We start from the raw sequence: 16,144 nt of genomic DNA, 5'->3' as shown, positions 1-16,144 counted from the left end.
TTCCCTGACAGTTAACGTCAGGGAAGTTATCATACTTCATAAAATTTTATTAATTCCGACAGTACTTCAATAAGTCTTTTCTTAAGACTTATTGGCTCAATAACTTTAATAGATTTATTGTACGGTAAAAGTAAATAAGGTACATATGTATGTATCATATCTTTTTCAAGAAGAAAAACTGCTTGATTTGAAGTCCGCTCTTGTAAATAATGTCCTAAAAACCAATGTTGGCAAATATCAGCCAATACACTTTTATCCCCACTAATAACCAAAGAAATAATCCCTTCCTTATCTTCTATAGTTGGAAGAAGATTTTTTATAAAAAAGTCACGTGCTGAAAAATTTTCTGGCTGGTTAAACTTATTTTCGGTTAGCATTAAACTTTCAATTCGATCTACTCTAAAACTACGGATATCATTCCTAAGATGACAAAATCCAATCACATACCACTTATTATTCCAATAGATAATTCTGTACGGATCGACCAATCTATAATTCAATTGCTTTTTGCCACTTTTATAGTAAAGAATTTTTACTGAATACCCGTCAGTTACAGCCTGCTCCAATTCCTTCAAAAAATGTTCCATAGAGGATGAACTAAATCGACTTATTACTTCTAGACTACTTAAATGTTGGTTTATCTTTGCTTCCTGCTCTTGATTTGAGTATTTACTTAGTTTTGAAATGGCCCTATTTAATGCTTCACCTCCATAATATCCGGCTTCTTCTGCAAAAACAGCAGCGTGAAATAGTGAAGTTTGCTCTTCAAAATCAAAAAAAAGAGGAGCCTCAATAAAATTGTTTAATAAAGTGTATCCACCGTTATGTCCTGGTTCTGAAATTATAGGTACACCACTTGTTGAAATCGTATCAATATAACGATACACAGTCCTTATATTCATCTCTAACTTTTCTGAAATTTGTTTTGCAGTAATTTTTTTACCTGATCGAAGCATCCATAAAATCGCTAACATATTATCAATTTTAGGCATGTAATTCCACCTCTCTATGGAATTTATCCCCTATTATATATTTCTGATTTTTAGTATAACTCATCAACTGTTCCTTTCCGATAGCTTTCTATATAATGAGGTCCTAGACACATTTGTAATTTCACAAATTTGATTTACAGTCATATCTACCTCTTTATAAAGCTTTACTGCATAATTCATTCCTGCATGATTTTTATGGTACTTCTTTAACCGACCTTTAAACTTTCCTTCTTTCTTAGCCAGTTCAATCCCTTCACGCTGCCGCATACGGATAAGATCACGTTCTAATTGGTTTACAACCGCCATAACCGTAATTAAGAATTGGCTGTAGGGATTATCTTCTAATAAATCTAGCCATGTATCTTTGAAGGATTTTAATTATCATCTTTATTATAATATTTAGTAACAACAATAGCTTCAATTATTATAGCGATACACACAAACAAGAGAATTATTTTGCGCCTCACAACAAACCTCCTTTTTCATTTTTTTCTTTTTTAAATTGAAAGGTTATACGTTCCACTTGTTTGATTTCCTCAATTACTTTACGAATTCCTACTTCAATCCTATCTTCCTTTACATTAGATACGTTTAACTTTAATAGTCTTTCTTTCGGAAAACCTCTCATATAATTTTCATCAATAGTATCAATACTTATTTGCATTTCATTTAATCTTTGGAAAAACATTTCGGAAATACTCGTTTTTTGTAATTCTAAACAAGTATGGATTCCAATTGTATTATGCTTTTTATATATAAATAAAAGCGGGTTTTCACTATGAGTTCTTTCTAATGTTTCTGCTAGTTTTTTAGATCTATCGTGATAGGAAGATTTAATTTTATTTTTATGACGTTCAAACATGCCACTCTTTATATAAATTTCTAAAGCAGCTTGAGATATCATTGGGCTATCAATATCTAAAATCTTTTTATATTTATGGAAATCATTTGCAATGGATGGCGGAATGACCGCAACTCCAACCCGTAAACCTGGAAAAATAATCTTCGAATAACTTTTTAAATATATTACATGATTACAATTATCCAAGTTATATAACGGATCTGCTTTTGAATCCATTTCTAAATCTGCTAAATAATCATCTTCCACTATAAATACATTATATTTCTTAGCCAGTAGCACGATTTTTTCTTTCTCATCTTTAGAGTAAGAAGTTCCAAGTGGATGATGATATCTTGGTATTGTATAAAAGAATTTTATTTTACCTGTTCGAAAAATGCGTTCCAATTCATTTAAGTCAATACCTTCATTCGTACGTTTAATACCGATTACAGGAATTTTGTTTATTTCTAGATATTCAATATATAGATGATATGTTGGTTGTTCAATTAATATCGTTTCACTTTCATTTGGAAATGGTATAGAAGTTAATATTGCTAGCGCCTGCTGTACACCTGACGTTATAAAAATATTCTCTTCTTTAGTGAAAACTTGATAGTTTGCCAGTTGTTTTTGAATAACCGGAATTAAAGATGGTAAACCTTTCGGCGTCCCATATACAAACAGGTCATTTTTATATGTATCAATGGCTTTATTAATACAATGTTGAAAATCTAAATATGGAAAAACATCTGGATCCGGTGCTGAGGAAGCAAAATCAATTATCTCATCATTTTCTACAAAACTCCCTGACTTTCGAACAACGTAGTATCCACTTTGAGGGACAGAATAAATAATATGACGCTTTTCTAATTCATGTAGTGCCCGAATAACTGTCGCCTTATTGCATTCATATTTCGTAACGAGTGTCCGAATAGACGGTAGTTTCTTTCCTTCTTTTATCTCTCCATGTTGAATCATGTTTTCTATATCATTAAAAATATGTAAATACTTATACATTATTTCACCCCTTATGCAAGGACTTAAAAAGTTTCCTCATTCTTAAGCAAACAGAAATACATTCCATCTATTACTTTAAATTTTAACATTATTTCACATTTCCTTCTTTTAACAAGGAAATTACAATTAATAAATAGAATATCTCCATGAATAAATAAAAAGTGAGGGATATGTCATGCAGCGCTTAAATACAATTGATATTAGTAACGTTCTAGAATTAGAAAAGACTCTTTCTACTTTATTAAATGAAGAGATTTCTTCAAAACTAGAGCTTGAAAACTGGTTAAAAAAACAATCTACAGTCATTTGGGAAATTGAAGAACAATTAAGATCGCACTATATCGCCTTTCAATGTAATACAGATAATAAAAAAATAGAAGATACTTTTGAATATGATCAACAATATGTACGACCTCTTTTGAAACGTTATCAAAATTCATTTGATAATAAATATTTAGAGTCTCCTTTTCGAATGGAACTTGATTCAAAAACGTATAGCTTACTAGATAAAAAAATAAAGAATACGCAGACTTTATTTTTTGAAAAGAACATTGATTTAGAAGTAAGAGAAGACAAACTAGTAACCGAATACTTCGAAATTACCGGTGGTTTAACCGCGCTATGGGACGGTGAAGAAAAAACAATTACTGAACTACAGTCTTACTTACAAGATCCGGATCGTCATATACGAAAAAAAGCAAAAACGCTCATTTCTGAAACATTTTTATCTGTTGAAGATACATTACAAAATATATTAAATGAATTAATCGCAATCCGTCATCAAAAGGCGCAAAACATTCAATTACATAATTATCGTGATTATATGTTTAAAAAACATGAACGTTTTGATTATACAGCAGAAGATTGCTATGAGCTTGCTGAATCTATTCGTAAATACGTAGTACCACTTATCGATAAAATATTTAATGAGAAAAAATCTGAACTTCAAGTGGATAGTCTTCGTCCATGGGATCTAAAAGCAACCGCACCAAATCAAAAAGCATTAAAACCAATCGAAGACGCGAGTGATTTAATCGAAAAAAGTTCTCATGTTTTACACAAACTAGACCCTGAATTTGCAACATTACTGGACCGTATGCATAAAAATAATTGCTTAGATTTAGAAAGTCGTAAAGGAAAAGGACCTGGAGGATTTTGCGAACACTTACCTGCTTCGCAACTATCTTTTATTTTCATGAATCTCAATCATACACATTATGACGTTACTACTTTCCTCCATGAAATGGGCCATAGTATTCATAATGAATGTATGAAGCAACTAGAGCTACAAAAATATTTAGAAATCCCTTCCGAATCAGCTGAGCTTGCTAGCATGACAATGGAATTATTTTCGATGGAGTATTGGGATACATTTTATGAGAATACAGAAGAATTTATAAAAGCAAAATTAGATTTCTTTAAAGATATTGTTAAGTACTTACCACAAATGCTTATCGTTGATCAATTTCAACATTGGATGTATGAAAATCCTAATCATACTGCTAAAGAAAGAAATGAAAAGTATTTAGAATTACATAAAACATACCAATCGAACGTCGTAAATATTGAAGGGTATGAAAATTGGATTGCAACTAGCTGGTTACCTGTACTACACATATTTGAATTACCATTCTATTACATCGAATACGCTATCGCACAACTTGGTGCACTACAAATGTATAAACAATATAAAGAAAACCCTAAACAAGCAATAGAAAATTATAAAAAAGCTTTATCATTAGGTAGCTCTAAATCTTTACCGGAAATATATGAAGCGGCTGGCATTCGTTTTGATTTTTCTGGCGAAACAATTAAAGAACTAATGTTATTTGTAGAGGGCGAATTAGAGTCACTTAAACAATTATAAGAAGGAAGCTGTTCCTATATTTTAGGTTCAGCTTTCTTCTTTATTTTATTTATTAATTCTATGTACTGAGAATCACCATATCCGATTGTTGGAAAAATTTGAAACAACTTTATTAATAATTCATGATTTGATAAACCTTGATTTTTAGAGATGAATTTCATTACGATATTATCTTCTTTTAGCATTTCTAAATATAAGTCTATAGCCTGATACATTACAGGTGGTACTTTATAGGATGTTTTTTTATGGTTTACTAATACTTCATTGTATATAGAAGAATAATTCCCCAATTCAAGTTCAATTTGATTTACTTTAAATTCATCTTCTCTGAAGTTATTTAAGTATACTTTCCCTTCATAGCAAGACTGTTCAAGGTATGAAAGTAAAGTAAGTAGATTCATTTGGCAAAACATATCTTCACCGAACCATAAAACAATACATTTATACTTTTTTGTAAAAAGATTTTCTAACGGATCTATAACCTTTTTTGTATAACTTTCTACTGAACTGTTGTGTCCTTCTGCTCTTATATTAATAAACTCTTCATTAAAAACTCGTGTAGTAGCCGTGTTTACACAAATTGCTTCGTTAAATGGAGCGTAATCAGACTCACCCATTAGCTTTTCAGCTTTAAATTCTTCATACATCATTTGACCATTCAATATGTTTAATACATCTTTATCAAACAACTCATTATTATTGCTACGTAACTGCTCAACCTCAAATTTTCTAGAAATATTCATTTTAAACTCCCCTTCTTTATTTATATTGAGTTTAACAAATGATTGAATAGGCATGTTGTTAAGTTGATATTCTCTTGGATTCATTCCAAAAACATTTTTGAAAGCTCTACTATAAGCCTCTTGCGAAGAATAATCATAATCTAATGCAATATCTATTATCTTTCTATCATTCTTCAAATCCTCCGTAGATAAATACAGTCTTCTTAAAAGAATATAGCGCCTAATACTAATGCCTGTTACTTGGTGAAATCTAAAAGAACAGTAATACGGAGAATAACCCATATAACGCGATAATTCATTTAATGAAAATCCTTCTTTTAAATTGCTCTCAATCCAATCAATCATCTTCTGTATATGTTCATTCATTTCCTTCACTCCTTATTTATAATAATAAAAGAGGTTCGTTTCTTTCTTTTGATATTTCTTGTGTTTTATAACATGAGCCATTCTCTAAGATTTTCAAAATTTATATGTAAGTATTAATTTTATTTTTTTAGCTATCTTATTTTTTGATACATTCTATTAACTTTTCAATTTAGCGTTAATTAGTATGATGGATACACCTTACCACTTTTTAAAAGTCAATTTACATCATATTTTATTTTAAAGGATTTCAACTATTAAACACGAATTTTGTAAATTAAGATTCTTTTAGTTCTCTAGTTAAAAAATATAAGTTTGGAAAGGACGCTACAATGAACGAGCTAGAAAAAGAAATACTCCAATTAATAAATGAACGATATCCATTAAATTTTATTAACATTAAACCTATAACGAATGAAATGTATCAATGTCTTACAAAACTAGGTTCATACTTCATTAGAATTACAAACTACAAAAAATATGAAGAACAATTAGAAGAAGTTGCATATACGAACTTTTTATATGAAAATGGTTTAGCAGTTCCTCCAATAATACCTTCTCTTAATAAGAATTTAGTAGAAAAGTTAACATTAGACAAGGAGATTTTTGCTGTATTATATAAAGCTGCGCCTGGCATACATTTACCAAGGTACGAATGGAATTCTAATATATTTAGAAAGCTTGGTAAACAAATTGGAAAATTACATCGTATTTCTAAAAGCTTTGAAAAGACTAAACCGGTTAAACATATAAACGATTGGTATGAAAATGAAGAGTATAATTTTCTTAAGTATATCCCTAAAGAAGAAACTACTATAAGAGAAATTGCATCTGACGTTTTAACTTCTATAAAAAAGCTACAAAAATCCACTTCAAATTACGGCTTAATTCACGGTGATTTATGGTTAGAAAACATTTTAGTTGAAAACAATTCAAACTTAACAATGATTGATTTTCAAGACTGTGAAAAACATTTTTACATATTTGATTTAGCCGTTCCTATTTATAGTGCGATAGAATATTCATTTGCTGGAAATGGGAATATAGCAGACTATGAACATTCTATTACAAAAGCACTATTTGCCGGGTATCAAGAGGAAAATGAACTACCAAAAGAGATGATAGACAGGTTTCCATTGTTTATAAAATTAAAGGAGATTTTTGAATATAGCTTAATGCATATGTATTGGGATAAAGAAGAATTAACTGAGGACCAAGTACGAATAATGAACCTTTATAGGATGAAGATCGAAAATAAATATACCTATATCAATGTTTAAAAATGCTGTTGTTTAACTACAAGGGAACTTTAGTTAAACAACAGCATTTATTAATTGGCTACTAAACAGCCTTGTTTTATTACTTATACATACTTAGTCAATAATCTGTTTACATACACTTCATTTTGCGGAGATACTTTCTCAGAAAATCTAGCTGCAATCATAATAGGGGCCCATTGAAAGATCTCATCTCTTGTTAGATCGGTATTACTGCAATATATTTGTAAATACATTTCTGCTAATTCTATATGAGACTGCGCATACAATAAATATGTACGAAACACATCTGCACGAATATCACCTGAACAAGCATCTACCCAGTCTATAATATTTACATTCTTTTCACTCAAAATTAGATTAAATGGATGGAAATCGCCATGGCATAATCTAGGTTCAAATTTGATTGAATGTAACGTATTCAATATATTTCCCTTTTCTTTTTCATCCAATTTATAAACAGATTTAATTTGTCGCTCTAATCTTTCTCTCATTGATTCTATTTCATCTGTGTTCACACGAATAGCATGAATCTTTTTTTGTTCATTCACACAAATATTTATGTAATGTTCTGACTCATTTAGATTATTAAACAGGAGATCACCTATACTGTCACCTTTTACGTATTCCATAATAATTGCCTGTCTATTTTGTATCTTTGTCACTTCAAATACGTTTGGAACTGATAGTCCGCATGAATACGCATATTTTTGTTTTTTTGCTTCATTTATAGACTCTGTATCTGGAAGATATTCTTTAAATAATTTTACAACCTTACTATCATAGAGATAGATTGCCGCTGTATTCCCTTTAGCTATCGGATTTCCTAAATTCAATTCATTTCTCTCCTTATTGTAAATTAAGCTGACACCTTATACTCCTATATAAATTCAGTGTAATTATGCGGAAACCCTTCCCTAAGAAAATATAAAAAACTTACCACTTTCTATCCTTAAATAGAAAGTGGTAAGTTTAATTTACTAGGAATATCGGAAGGAAAATGTGGTGTATGCACAATTGAAAATGCATATCCTTGCTCAATAAATGATACTTCATTATGTTTACATTGAAATGGTACACTATTTCTCTTAAAATTAATTTGAATTTTCTGTAAAAATGCAAGATCTGGTGTTCCGAAAGAAACGTGTACTTTCGGTGGTAAAGCTTTCATCGCAATCGGAATCCAAGGCCGCTGCCACCAAGTAGCAACGATGTATGCAGTGCCACCTATAACAAAGTTGAAAATATCCCCATCTTCCATCGTTTTCATATTAAGATTTGATTTTAGCCACTCTGTAAATACAGGTACACTTTTAACGGGAAGCCCGATTTCCCTTACATATAAAATGTTTAAAGGGGAATGCGGTACTAATACATCTTCTTTAACATAACTATGTGCGATAATTTCGAGTAGATTTCCATCTCCGTCTTTAAAGTATACATTGAATAGATCATTCCCTTCACCAATTACATTTCCATTTTGCCATTTCACAATGAGTAATCCAGAATACTTTAGCCATCTTGCTGTTTCATGAAATTTTGAATATGGAATCTCAAAAGCGAAATGTGCAGGAGCGATTGGTTCATATACTTCTTGAAAACTAATGGTTGTATAGGGTATTACTTCAAATTGAATAAATGATGCCGTTTCTTTTTTTATTGGAAAAGATAATATATCCTTATAAACTTGTTTTGCCCCCTCTATGGAAACCGTTTGTAGTTTTATATCTGATATATGTGTAATCACGTTACATTCCCCCTGTTTCTTATTATCTATTCGTATTGTATTACACTTATAAACAGATAGAATCAAACGGAAGGATGGATTTTTTAAATAAAAACTACAACTTTAGTATGACTATTTTAGCTTCTTTCATTGTTAATATAGTATTGTTTCCATACAAAAAAGCTACCTTTCCTTAAACGAAAAGCAACTTTTACAATAGAACATATTATGATTTTACAGCAATAATCATAAACCTTTTTGAATTCGTACGAATCCCTTTTTCAGAACTATTTGCGTCAATGAACTTTTGTAAAATAGTAAAATCCTCTTCCTCTTCTCCAAATCTAGGAATAATAGGTGTATGTTTTAACAAGAAAATAAGATCTTCAGGCGAACTGTAATAATCAATAATATTATATTCACGTACTTGCACGAGTTCAAATCCTGCACTACTAAGTTCACCCATATACTTTTCTTTTAAAGTTCCATCTCTTTCACCAAAGCATTGTCCTCTTCCAAATGCCTCTTTCAAGTTCAATTTATCATGTTCACTAACTTGTTGTGTTAAAAACAAAGCACCTTTTTTCATTACTTTTGCTAATTCGGATGCTATAAACGGAGCGTGACAACTAGAAGCAATATCAAAATACGCATGTGGAAACATTAAAACTTCAGAATCCATTTGAAGAAACTCAACATTTTGTACATTTGATTTTCTCAAATTGGAATGTGCTTTTTCAATCATTCCGTCAGAATTATCTATTCCAACTAACAATTTAGCCGAAGATGCTATGTTAAGTACATTTTCTCCTCCACCTGTACCAACATCTAGTAAAATATGTGATGGCTTGCATCTTTCTTTTACCTCTCTATAAAAGTCCCATGAATCTCCTACAGTTTCACATTTTATTTTACTAAAATCCCATCCATTTAATCTTCCTACTTTATCATAAAAGTTTTTGTACTCTAATTCGTTCATTTTTTGTTTTCCCCTTTAGTGATATGTAATCATAAACTTATTAGTTAATTATATATTACAAAATATAAAATTTCAGAAAAACATTCCAAACACCATATTTAGTTTACATAACGTTTTTATAATCTATTACTATTTGTACATTCTAAATGCCTCCTTTCCCACTACCACACAAACTACTCAAAACAGCGCTTACTGATTTTCCATGTTTAGATAAGCTATATTCCACTTTAGGTGCTATTTCTTGAGGAATTTCCCGGTTATTAATTGATCTCGTTCCAATCCCACTTAAGTTCCTTGAGATATATCTAGGATTAAAAAGCCCCTTATAAATGTGGATTTATAATCCTAATTTAGAAACTGCTGAAGTAATACAGGGTCCTTTTTTAAAAGTTCTGCTAAAAACAAAAGTTGCGGAAAAGGTTTTAAGATTAATTCTTTATCCATTTTTTCTTTCAATATGGCTATTCCACCTTGCTTAATATAATCGTTTAGTGTGATTGCCTTACTACAAATAAGTCTAATATCACTTACTGAAAGTAATAAGAGCCCGTTCGTTTCAGAAGATGGAGTTGGTTCATTTTCTGAATATGCCATATACATAATAGATAAAGTTTCATCTGGACTATCAATAATTAATATTGGATCGATTTCATTTTCTACTTTTATTTTCTTTGATTGTGCATTCCAATTCTGTTTGTAGTATGTACTTGGTGAACTCAAAATAGTAATATCAATAGTAGCTTCTTCTCTCACTTCTCTTTTAGCAGTTTCTACTGCTGTTTCTTCATCTTCTTTATCTCCTCCAAGCCTTACTACACCTAATGTATCTCCTTTACTCGTTGGTCCAACCTGAAAAACAATTAAATTTTTATACATTACATACGCACCAGATGTTCTTACATTCTTATTTATATGTATCAATATTCTACCTCCTAAGAATCTTTGAATAAGATAGTTTACTATAATTTTATTATGTATTTAAATGATCTTCAATCCAATTCACAGCATCAACTAGATTTTGCGCTATATAATCATATACCACTTCTTCCCACAAATTTCTATACTTTGTTAATGAACTTTCTCCCCATCCTGTTCTCACTAAAATCTTTTTCATATTAGCCCTTTCAGCTGCAAACATATCTGTACTCCCTGTATCTCCAATAAGAAAACATTCTTTTAAGCATAAATCATGTTTTTCTGCTGCTTTTAAAAGTAAACCTATATTCGGTTTTTGGCAGTCGCAACTACTATTTATTTTATGTGGACAATAGTACATTCCATCTATATATACACCTTCATCTTTTAAAATTTGTTGCATCTTTTGAAATCCTTTAAACAGTTCTTTTTCGGTAAAATATCCCCTTCCAATTCTAGTTTGATTTGTATATAAAAACACTTTTAATTCTAAGTTATTTAACCTTTGAATTGCTTTAGGTGCAAAATCAAATATTGTAAATTCATTCGGGTGAACTCCTCCACCTGTCCCTCCAATTGTTCCATCTCTATCTAAAAATACTGCCTTCATTTTTATTTCCTCCTTAAAGTTTAAAAATACCTCTAAAAAGTAGGATTCATCTAAAAATTACAGAATTCTATATATAACAAGTATTGGACGGATGATTTTCAAATTCCTCTATAATAAAGGTGGTTCAAAAAGTTGTGAAATTTATACTAGAACGCAGGCTTACCATTAAGACAACTTTCTCTAAAGAATACAAGATTTTCATTTTTGGTTTACTCATTTCACGAATTGGGGATTCACTATATACTTTTGCATTGCCTTGGATTGCCTATCAATTAACCGGTTCAGCTGTAATTATGAGTTCTTTATTTGCTATTAATGTATTGCCAATTGTTTTATTCGGCCCTTTAGTTGGTGTAATAATTGATCGATACGATCGAAAAAAGTTACTTTGGATAGCTGATATTACCAATATTATTTTAGTAAGTCTCGTACCAATTCTACACGCATTACATCTATTAGAGATCTGGCATTTATACGTAATTACTTTTATCTTAGCAGTTATGTCTATGCTTTTTGATGTAACAACTGTTACAGTCATTCCACACATTGCAGGTGCATCATTAACAAAAGCTAATTCTTTCTATCAAATGATCAATCAATTGGCTAGTTTGTTTGGTCCAATTATAGCTGGGATTTTCATTTCTTTTATTGGCGGCTTTCAGGTGCTTTGGATTAATGTTCTTTCATTTATTGCAACATTAGTTGCTGTGATATTATTACCGTCTATGAAAACCGTAAACAAGAAATGCGAAGATAAAAATGCACTTCAAAATGTACTAGCTGATTTAGTTAATGGATTTAAATGGCTCAAAAATGATCGCTTAAATTTAGCTTTATCTTTTCAAGCTATGATAGGAAACTTTGGTGCAAGTGCGGTATTAGGTATATTCATGTATTATTTATTATCCACATTACAACTTACCCCGGAACAAAGTGGTTTTAATTATACATTAATTGGAATAGGTGGTCTTTTAGGAAGCTTGATTGCAGTTCCTTTAGAAAAGAGGTTGCAGCGCGGCCTTCTAATTCCTTTACTCCTATTCGCTGGAGCAATCGGCTTAACTTTTGCGCTTTGGAGCACATATTGGCTTGCTCCCGGCATTGCTTTCGGTATTGCAATGACTTGCAATATTGCATGGAATACAATTGTAGCCACAGTTCGCCAAGAAACCGTTCCATCAAATATGCAAGGAAGGGTTTTAGGATTTTCGCGTGTACTTACACGATTAGCTATGCCACTCGGGGCATTAGTAGGAGGTATTATTTCAGCCTATAATCCAGTACTTGTATTTGTTTTAGCTGCTTTCACGAAGCTGCTTGAAGTTGTTATTGCACTTTATAGTCCGATACGAAAACTATGATGGAAGGAAAGATAATTATGTATGATTGGTTAATTGAAATTGAGAAACTTAAATATCTATTACAATGCGCTAATTTTGTAGATTTGCAAAGAAAATTGTGCTAGTCATTGATGAATCGAATCAAGAAATAATTTCTCTTGATATTTATGGATAAATTGATAAAGAAAAAAGGCATTATGTATATGCCTTTTTTCTTTATCATCATTTTACTGGATAACAAACTTCTGTAACCCACTTATTAGGATCCGATTCCATCGCTGGGCTCACATGATAAATGTTAAACATCGGGCCTGCTAATTCGTAACCTTCTGTCTCAATCCATTTTGCTGCAGCCTCATTTACAGCTGTCATTTGTTCATAACTTCCATTAACTGTTATAGACGCCACATGAGTTGATTCAATATTTTTAAATGTAACATCATTTGTATTTTCATGTTTTCCTAAAATACTTAGCTGTATTTCTACATCCAAATCATTTTCTTTGTATTCACGATCATGGAAAACCGCAATACTATAACTCGGATGAGCAATACTAATATTTTTCATATGAATTTCTTGCATTAATATACTCCATACATCCCCTTCGCAATTATACGATGGAATAATCTTTCTAACACTAGCTACATTTCTTTCTGGAATTTCTTTTATTGAAACATGATAGTTCATCTCAACAACATCCTCTCTCATCGTTTTCATTGAGGCTTCGAGAAGACGTAATTGTTTTTGGAGGTTATTCATGTTTTCCTTAATTTGAGCACTACGATTTAAAAATTGTTCCTTAATACCATCTATATTATCGGATTCTACTATTTCTTTAATAGTAGCAATATTAAATCCCATATCTTTTAACGTTTGAATTCGATTTACTTTTTTCAATTGGGCTGCTGAATAGTATCGATATCCACTTTGCTCATCGACTTTTACTGGCTGTAATAATTCCACTTTATCGTAGTGTCTCAACATACGTATACTAATGGAAGATAGTTTTGAAAAATCCCCTATTTTAAACATGTTTTCCTCCTATGAATTACATCTACTTCGAAGCTCAACTTCATCTTAAACAATGACATCGTGTGAGAGTCAACTGTTTATAACGCTTAAATTATATTTCTTTAATTATTTACCTTTATACCTTTTTCCTCCTTAAGGCTATAAAGATTGAAATTAGCCCGTTCACAGCTAATAAAGTTACAATAATACTTGTAAATAAAGCTACGTCTGGCGCAAACATTTTAATCGTGCGCCATGGTGATCTTGTACTATAAGTAAGAATTGGGATGAACGTAATAAATAATAGTAGGTATAGAATCCCTATGGATAACCAAATTACCTTTTTTGCAGTTTTCATATGTTTATACTTTTTAATTAACATAAATGATATTATGAAAAGTATAAGTGTAACTATCAACAAAATAATTTGTGTAAATGGTATGTTTTTAGGGGAATTAACCGGTTCTTCTCCATTCAAAATACTAATAATCCCATTTTTCAATACCGATAGTGCTGATTCTTCTAAAACATGATTTTTATTTGTTAAAATCACACCACTCCAGCCACTTTTATTTAAAATAAATATTTCTGCACGAGCATCGGGCGTTGATCCTGAATGCCAAATCATCGTGTTGCTTTCATTTATATTTGCTGTTCTTAATCCAAAACCATAACTTTTTTCTGAATTTATTTTATAAAGTGGTGAAAGGTAAAGATCCATGTTTTCTTGCTTTAAGAAATGAGCATCCTCTGACCGATTCAAAAACATAGTATACTGAATCATATCTTCTAAATTTGCAGTAATATAGCCATACGGTGCCCCGGCATTATCATAGGCGACTATACTTTTTTTCGGTATGCCAAACCAAGACTGATAACCTGTTAAATAACCTTTTTCATATGCAGTCTCTTTACTTGCTGCCGCACCATTCATATTTAATGGCTGAAAAATGTGCTTTTCCATATATGATGAAAATGTTTCATTTGTAACGGCCTCAATAAGTGCACCAAGTATTATATAATTCGCATTACTATATTGATATTTTTCACCTGGTGGAGCAGTTAATTTTACATTTGAAAGTTTCATTACACTTTCTTTTAATGCTGTAGAACTTTTGGATTGCTTATCCGATAATGATAAGCCCTCATATGTGCTTATTCCACTTGTATGAGTTAGTAGATGTTGGATTGTTATAGTTGAGGATATTTGAGAATCTTTTAGTTTAAACCAGGGGAGGTATCGTTGAACTGCATCCTCTAATTTTATTTTTTTATCTTCTATTAATTTCACTATAGCTAAAGCTGTTAAAGATTTACTTATTGAGCCGATTGCAAATGGGGTTTTACTAGTTACCTTTTTTTCAGATTCTCCAGTAATCCCCATCGTTTTTGTGAAGAATACATCCTTATTATGTACAATTGCAACAGAAGCTCCCGGAATGTTCTGTTCCTTTATAAATTTTTCAATATACTTATCTAATGCAATTTTAATATTTTGCTGAGCGTAAACTTTTGGATCTGTAATACATAACATTAATACATTACAAAGAATATAAATTAGAGACAGTTTATAGATCGTATTCTTCATTATGCTTTAGACAGCTTTCTTTTTTTATAACTTACTAAACTAATAAATACTGCTACAGAGAGCATAAAACTAATCATTATTAATAATGAATTCCACCATTGATTTTCTGAAATACGATATAAAAGATTATACTGAAATGTATTTTTACTATTAGTTGGATCAAATGATCTAGTTAAAAATATTGTGAATGTAGTTTGCGAGATGAGGTAAGTAATAACTGCGATGAATATGCCGCGTAACATAGATGTGTTTAATTTACCCTTTTTATTTTTAAGTTGTTTCATTTTAACTTGTAAATCAATTTCATTTATTTCTAAATAATCTTGAACAAATAATTGGGGTGTACCTAAATCATCTATACTATCTTCACCATGTTCACGACATTCTTGAATATGTTCTAATATTTGTCGCTTTACATTTTCCATTTCTTCTAAACTAATATCGTATCGCTTTAATTCCTTAAGTACGTCTGTTAAAAATTGCTTTTCTTTACCTATCAATCTATTCCTCATTTCAGAAGGTCTCCTTTCAAACCACTTTTTAATAATGTTTGAATATCCGATTGCAATTCTAACCACTCGTTAATTTTCTTCTCAAGACGTATTTTTCCGTTTTCATTAATTTCATAATAAATCCTAACTTTACCATTGTCTGTTACTACTTGATAAGTATTAACCCACTCTTGATTTTTCAACTTAGTTAATATGGGGTAAATACTTCCTACTCCTTTCAATTTTAAATTGTTTACTTCAAGTTCTTTCATAATCTCATAACCATAACTTTTCTTTTTCGACAAAATAGATAATACACACATTTCTAAATGACCTTTAATTAAACTTGTTCTATCCATAGGATAAATTTAACAGAAATATATA

Annotated in this window: 15 protein-coding genes and 2 pseudogenes; 3 read left to right on the top strand and 14 right to left on the bottom strand. The window is 30.7% G+C overall.

What is annotated here, in order from left to right; translation table 11 throughout:
* Window positions 1-29: 29 nt before the first annotated feature.
* From DT250_RS30450 to DT250_RS30440, 3 genes and pseudogenes are all read right to left on the bottom strand, one after another.
* Window positions 30-992, bottom strand: coding sequence for a helix-turn-helix transcriptional regulator (locus tag DT250_RS30450; RefSeq protein WP_149214304.1), 963 nt, complete (start codon window positions 990-992; stop codon window positions 30-32).
* Window positions 993-1,055: 63 nt separating this feature from the next.
* Window positions 1,056-1,370, bottom strand: a pseudogene (locus DT250_RS30445) (helix-turn-helix domain-containing protein); the annotation flags it as partial.
* 85 nt (window positions 1,371-1,455) lie between these two features.
* On the bottom strand, window positions 1,456-2,850 hold the full coding sequence (locus DT250_RS30440; protein ID WP_149214303.1) for an aminotransferase-like domain-containing protein: 1,395 nt from the start codon (window positions 2,848-2,850) through the stop codon (window positions 1,456-1,458).
* A gap of 175 nt (window positions 2,851-3,025) precedes the next feature.
* Here DT250_RS30440 and DT250_RS30435 point away from each other — a divergent pair, with 175 nt between their 5' ends.
* On the top strand, window positions 3,026-4,717 hold the full coding sequence (locus DT250_RS30435) for a M3 family oligoendopeptidase (RefSeq protein ID WP_149214302.1): 1,692 nt from the start codon (window positions 3,026-3,028) through the stop codon (window positions 4,715-4,717).
* Between the two features lie 14 nt (window positions 4,718-4,731).
* Here DT250_RS30435 and DT250_RS30430 read toward each other — a convergent pair whose 3' ends face one another.
* A complete protein-coding gene (locus DT250_RS30430; RefSeq protein ID WP_149214301.1) occupies window positions 4,732-5,826 on the bottom strand; it encodes a helix-turn-helix domain-containing protein in 1,095 nt (364 codons plus the stop codon).
* Between the two features lie 329 nt (window positions 5,827-6,155).
* On the opposite strand from DT250_RS30430, the gene DT250_RS30425 reads away from it, so the two are divergent.
* On the top strand, window positions 6,156-7,103 hold the full coding sequence (locus DT250_RS30425; RefSeq protein ID WP_149214300.1) for a phosphotransferase enzyme family protein: 948 nt from the start codon (window positions 6,156-6,158) through the stop codon (window positions 7,101-7,103).
* Between the two features lie 83 nt (window positions 7,104-7,186).
* On the opposite strand, the gene DT250_RS30420 is transcribed toward DT250_RS30425, so the two are convergent.
* From DT250_RS30420 to DT250_RS30395, 6 genes and pseudogenes are all read right to left on the bottom strand, one after another.
* Window positions 7,187-7,936 (bottom strand): aminoglycoside phosphotransferase family protein, encoded by a 750-nt coding sequence (locus tag DT250_RS30420; protein WP_088063539.1) that lies wholly within the window; start codon window positions 7,934-7,936, stop codon window positions 7,187-7,189.
* Between the two features lie 116 nt (window positions 7,937-8,052).
* Window positions 8,053-8,847, bottom strand: coding sequence for a VOC family protein (locus tag DT250_RS30415; protein WP_149214299.1), 795 nt, complete (start codon window positions 8,845-8,847; stop codon window positions 8,053-8,055).
* A gap of 205 nt (window positions 8,848-9,052) precedes the next feature.
* Window positions 9,053-9,805, bottom strand: a complete 753-nt coding sequence (locus DT250_RS30410) for a class I SAM-dependent methyltransferase (protein ID WP_149214298.1) — start codon at window positions 9,803-9,805, stop codon at window positions 9,053-9,055.
* Between the two features lie 116 nt (window positions 9,806-9,921).
* Window positions 9,922-10,084, bottom strand: a pseudogene (locus DT250_RS30405) (winged helix-turn-helix transcriptional regulator); the annotation flags it as partial.
* A gap of 66 nt (window positions 10,085-10,150) precedes the next feature.
* Window positions 10,151-10,726: an NUDIX hydrolase gene (locus tag DT250_RS30400; protein WP_149214297.1), complete on the bottom strand. Its 576-nt coding sequence runs from the start codon at window positions 10,724-10,726 to the stop codon at window positions 10,151-10,153.
* A gap of 49 nt (window positions 10,727-10,775) precedes the next feature.
* Window positions 10,776-11,330, bottom strand: a complete 555-nt coding sequence (locus DT250_RS30395) for a D-glycero-alpha-D-manno-heptose-1,7-bisphosphate 7-phosphatase (protein WP_149214296.1) — start codon at window positions 11,328-11,330, stop codon at window positions 10,776-10,778.
* A 134-nt stretch (window positions 11,331-11,464) separates the two neighbouring features.
* Here DT250_RS30395 and DT250_RS30390 point away from each other — a divergent pair, with 134 nt between their 5' ends.
* Window positions 11,465-12,691 carry an MFS transporter gene (locus tag DT250_RS30390; protein WP_088063534.1) on the top strand — a complete coding sequence of 409 codons (1,227 nt, stop codon included), beginning with the start codon at window positions 11,465-11,467 and terminating at the stop codon, window positions 12,689-12,691.
* A gap of 201 nt (window positions 12,692-12,892) precedes the next feature.
* Here DT250_RS30390 and DT250_RS30385 read toward each other — a convergent pair whose 3' ends face one another.
* From DT250_RS30385 to DT250_RS30370, 4 genes are all read right to left on the bottom strand, one after another.
* Window positions 12,893-13,702 (bottom strand): MerR family transcriptional regulator, encoded by an 810-nt coding sequence (locus DT250_RS30385; RefSeq protein ID WP_149214295.1) that lies wholly within the window; start codon window positions 13,700-13,702, stop codon window positions 12,893-12,895.
* Window positions 13,703-13,817: 115 nt separating this feature from the next.
* The gene (locus DT250_RS30380) at window positions 13,818-15,269 is read right to left on the bottom strand and encodes a serine hydrolase domain-containing protein (RefSeq protein ID WP_149214294.1); all 1,452 of its coding nucleotides are present in this window, start codon (window positions 15,267-15,269) and stop codon (window positions 13,818-13,820) included.
* Window positions 15,269-15,781 carry a hypothetical protein gene (locus DT250_RS30375; protein ID WP_149214293.1) on the bottom strand — a complete coding sequence of 171 codons (513 nt, stop codon included), beginning with the start codon at window positions 15,779-15,781 and terminating at the stop codon, window positions 15,269-15,271. Before DT250_RS30375 ends, DT250_RS30380 begins: the two co-directional genes overlap by 1 nt.
* Window positions 15,778-16,119 (bottom strand): PadR family transcriptional regulator, encoded by a 342-nt coding sequence (locus DT250_RS30370; protein ID WP_149214292.1) that lies wholly within the window; start codon window positions 16,117-16,119, stop codon window positions 15,778-15,780. Before DT250_RS30370 ends, DT250_RS30375 begins: the two co-directional genes overlap by 4 nt.
* Between the last annotated feature and the right edge of the window lie 25 nt (window positions 16,120-16,144).

Origin of the sequence: Bacillus sp. AR2-1, assembly GCF_008368755.1 — a bacterium.
GTDB classification, from domain to species: Bacteria; Bacillota; Bacilli; order Bacillales; family Bacillaceae_G; genus Bacillus_A; species Bacillus_A wiedmannii.
This window is presented reverse-complemented; position numbering and strand designations above follow the sequence as displayed.

Coding starts and splice junctions, on each gene's coding strand:
- DT250_RS30375 (WP_149214293.1), bottom strand. CDS start 15,781: ATGAGGAATAGATTGATAGGTAAAGAAAAGCAATTTTTAACAGACGTA.
- DT250_RS30425 (WP_149214300.1), top strand. CDS start 6,156: ATGAACGAGCTAGAAAAAGAAATACTCCAATTAATAAATGAACGATAT.
- DT250_RS30440 (WP_149214303.1), bottom strand. CDS start 2,850: ATGTATAAGTATTTACATATTTTTAATGATATAGAAAACATGATTCAA.
- DT250_RS30410 (WP_149214298.1), bottom strand. CDS start 9,805: ATGAACGAATTAGAGTACAAAAACTTTTATGATAAAGTAGGAAGATTA.
- DT250_RS30435 (WP_149214302.1), top strand. CDS start 3,026: ATGCAGCGCTTAAATACAATTGATATTAGTAACGTTCTAGAATTAGAA.
- DT250_RS30430 (WP_149214301.1), bottom strand. CDS start 5,826: ATGAATGAACATATACAGAAGATGATTGATTGGATTGAGAGCAATTTA.
- DT250_RS30395 (WP_149214296.1), bottom strand. CDS start 11,330: ATGAAGGCAGTATTTTTAGATAGAGATGGAACAATTGGAGGGACAGGT.
- DT250_RS30450 (WP_149214304.1), bottom strand. CDS start 992: ATGCCTAAAATTGATAATATGTTAGCGATTTTATGGATGCTTCGATCA.
- DT250_RS30385 (WP_149214295.1), bottom strand. CDS start 13,702: ATGTTTAAAATAGGGGATTTTTCAAAACTATCTTCCATTAGTATACGT.
- DT250_RS30370 (WP_149214292.1), bottom strand. CDS start 16,119: ATGGATAGAACAAGTTTAATTAAAGGTCATTTAGAAATGTGTGTATTA.
- DT250_RS30380 (WP_149214294.1), bottom strand. CDS start 15,269: ATGAAGAATACGATCTATAAACTGTCTCTAATTTATATTCTTTGTAAT.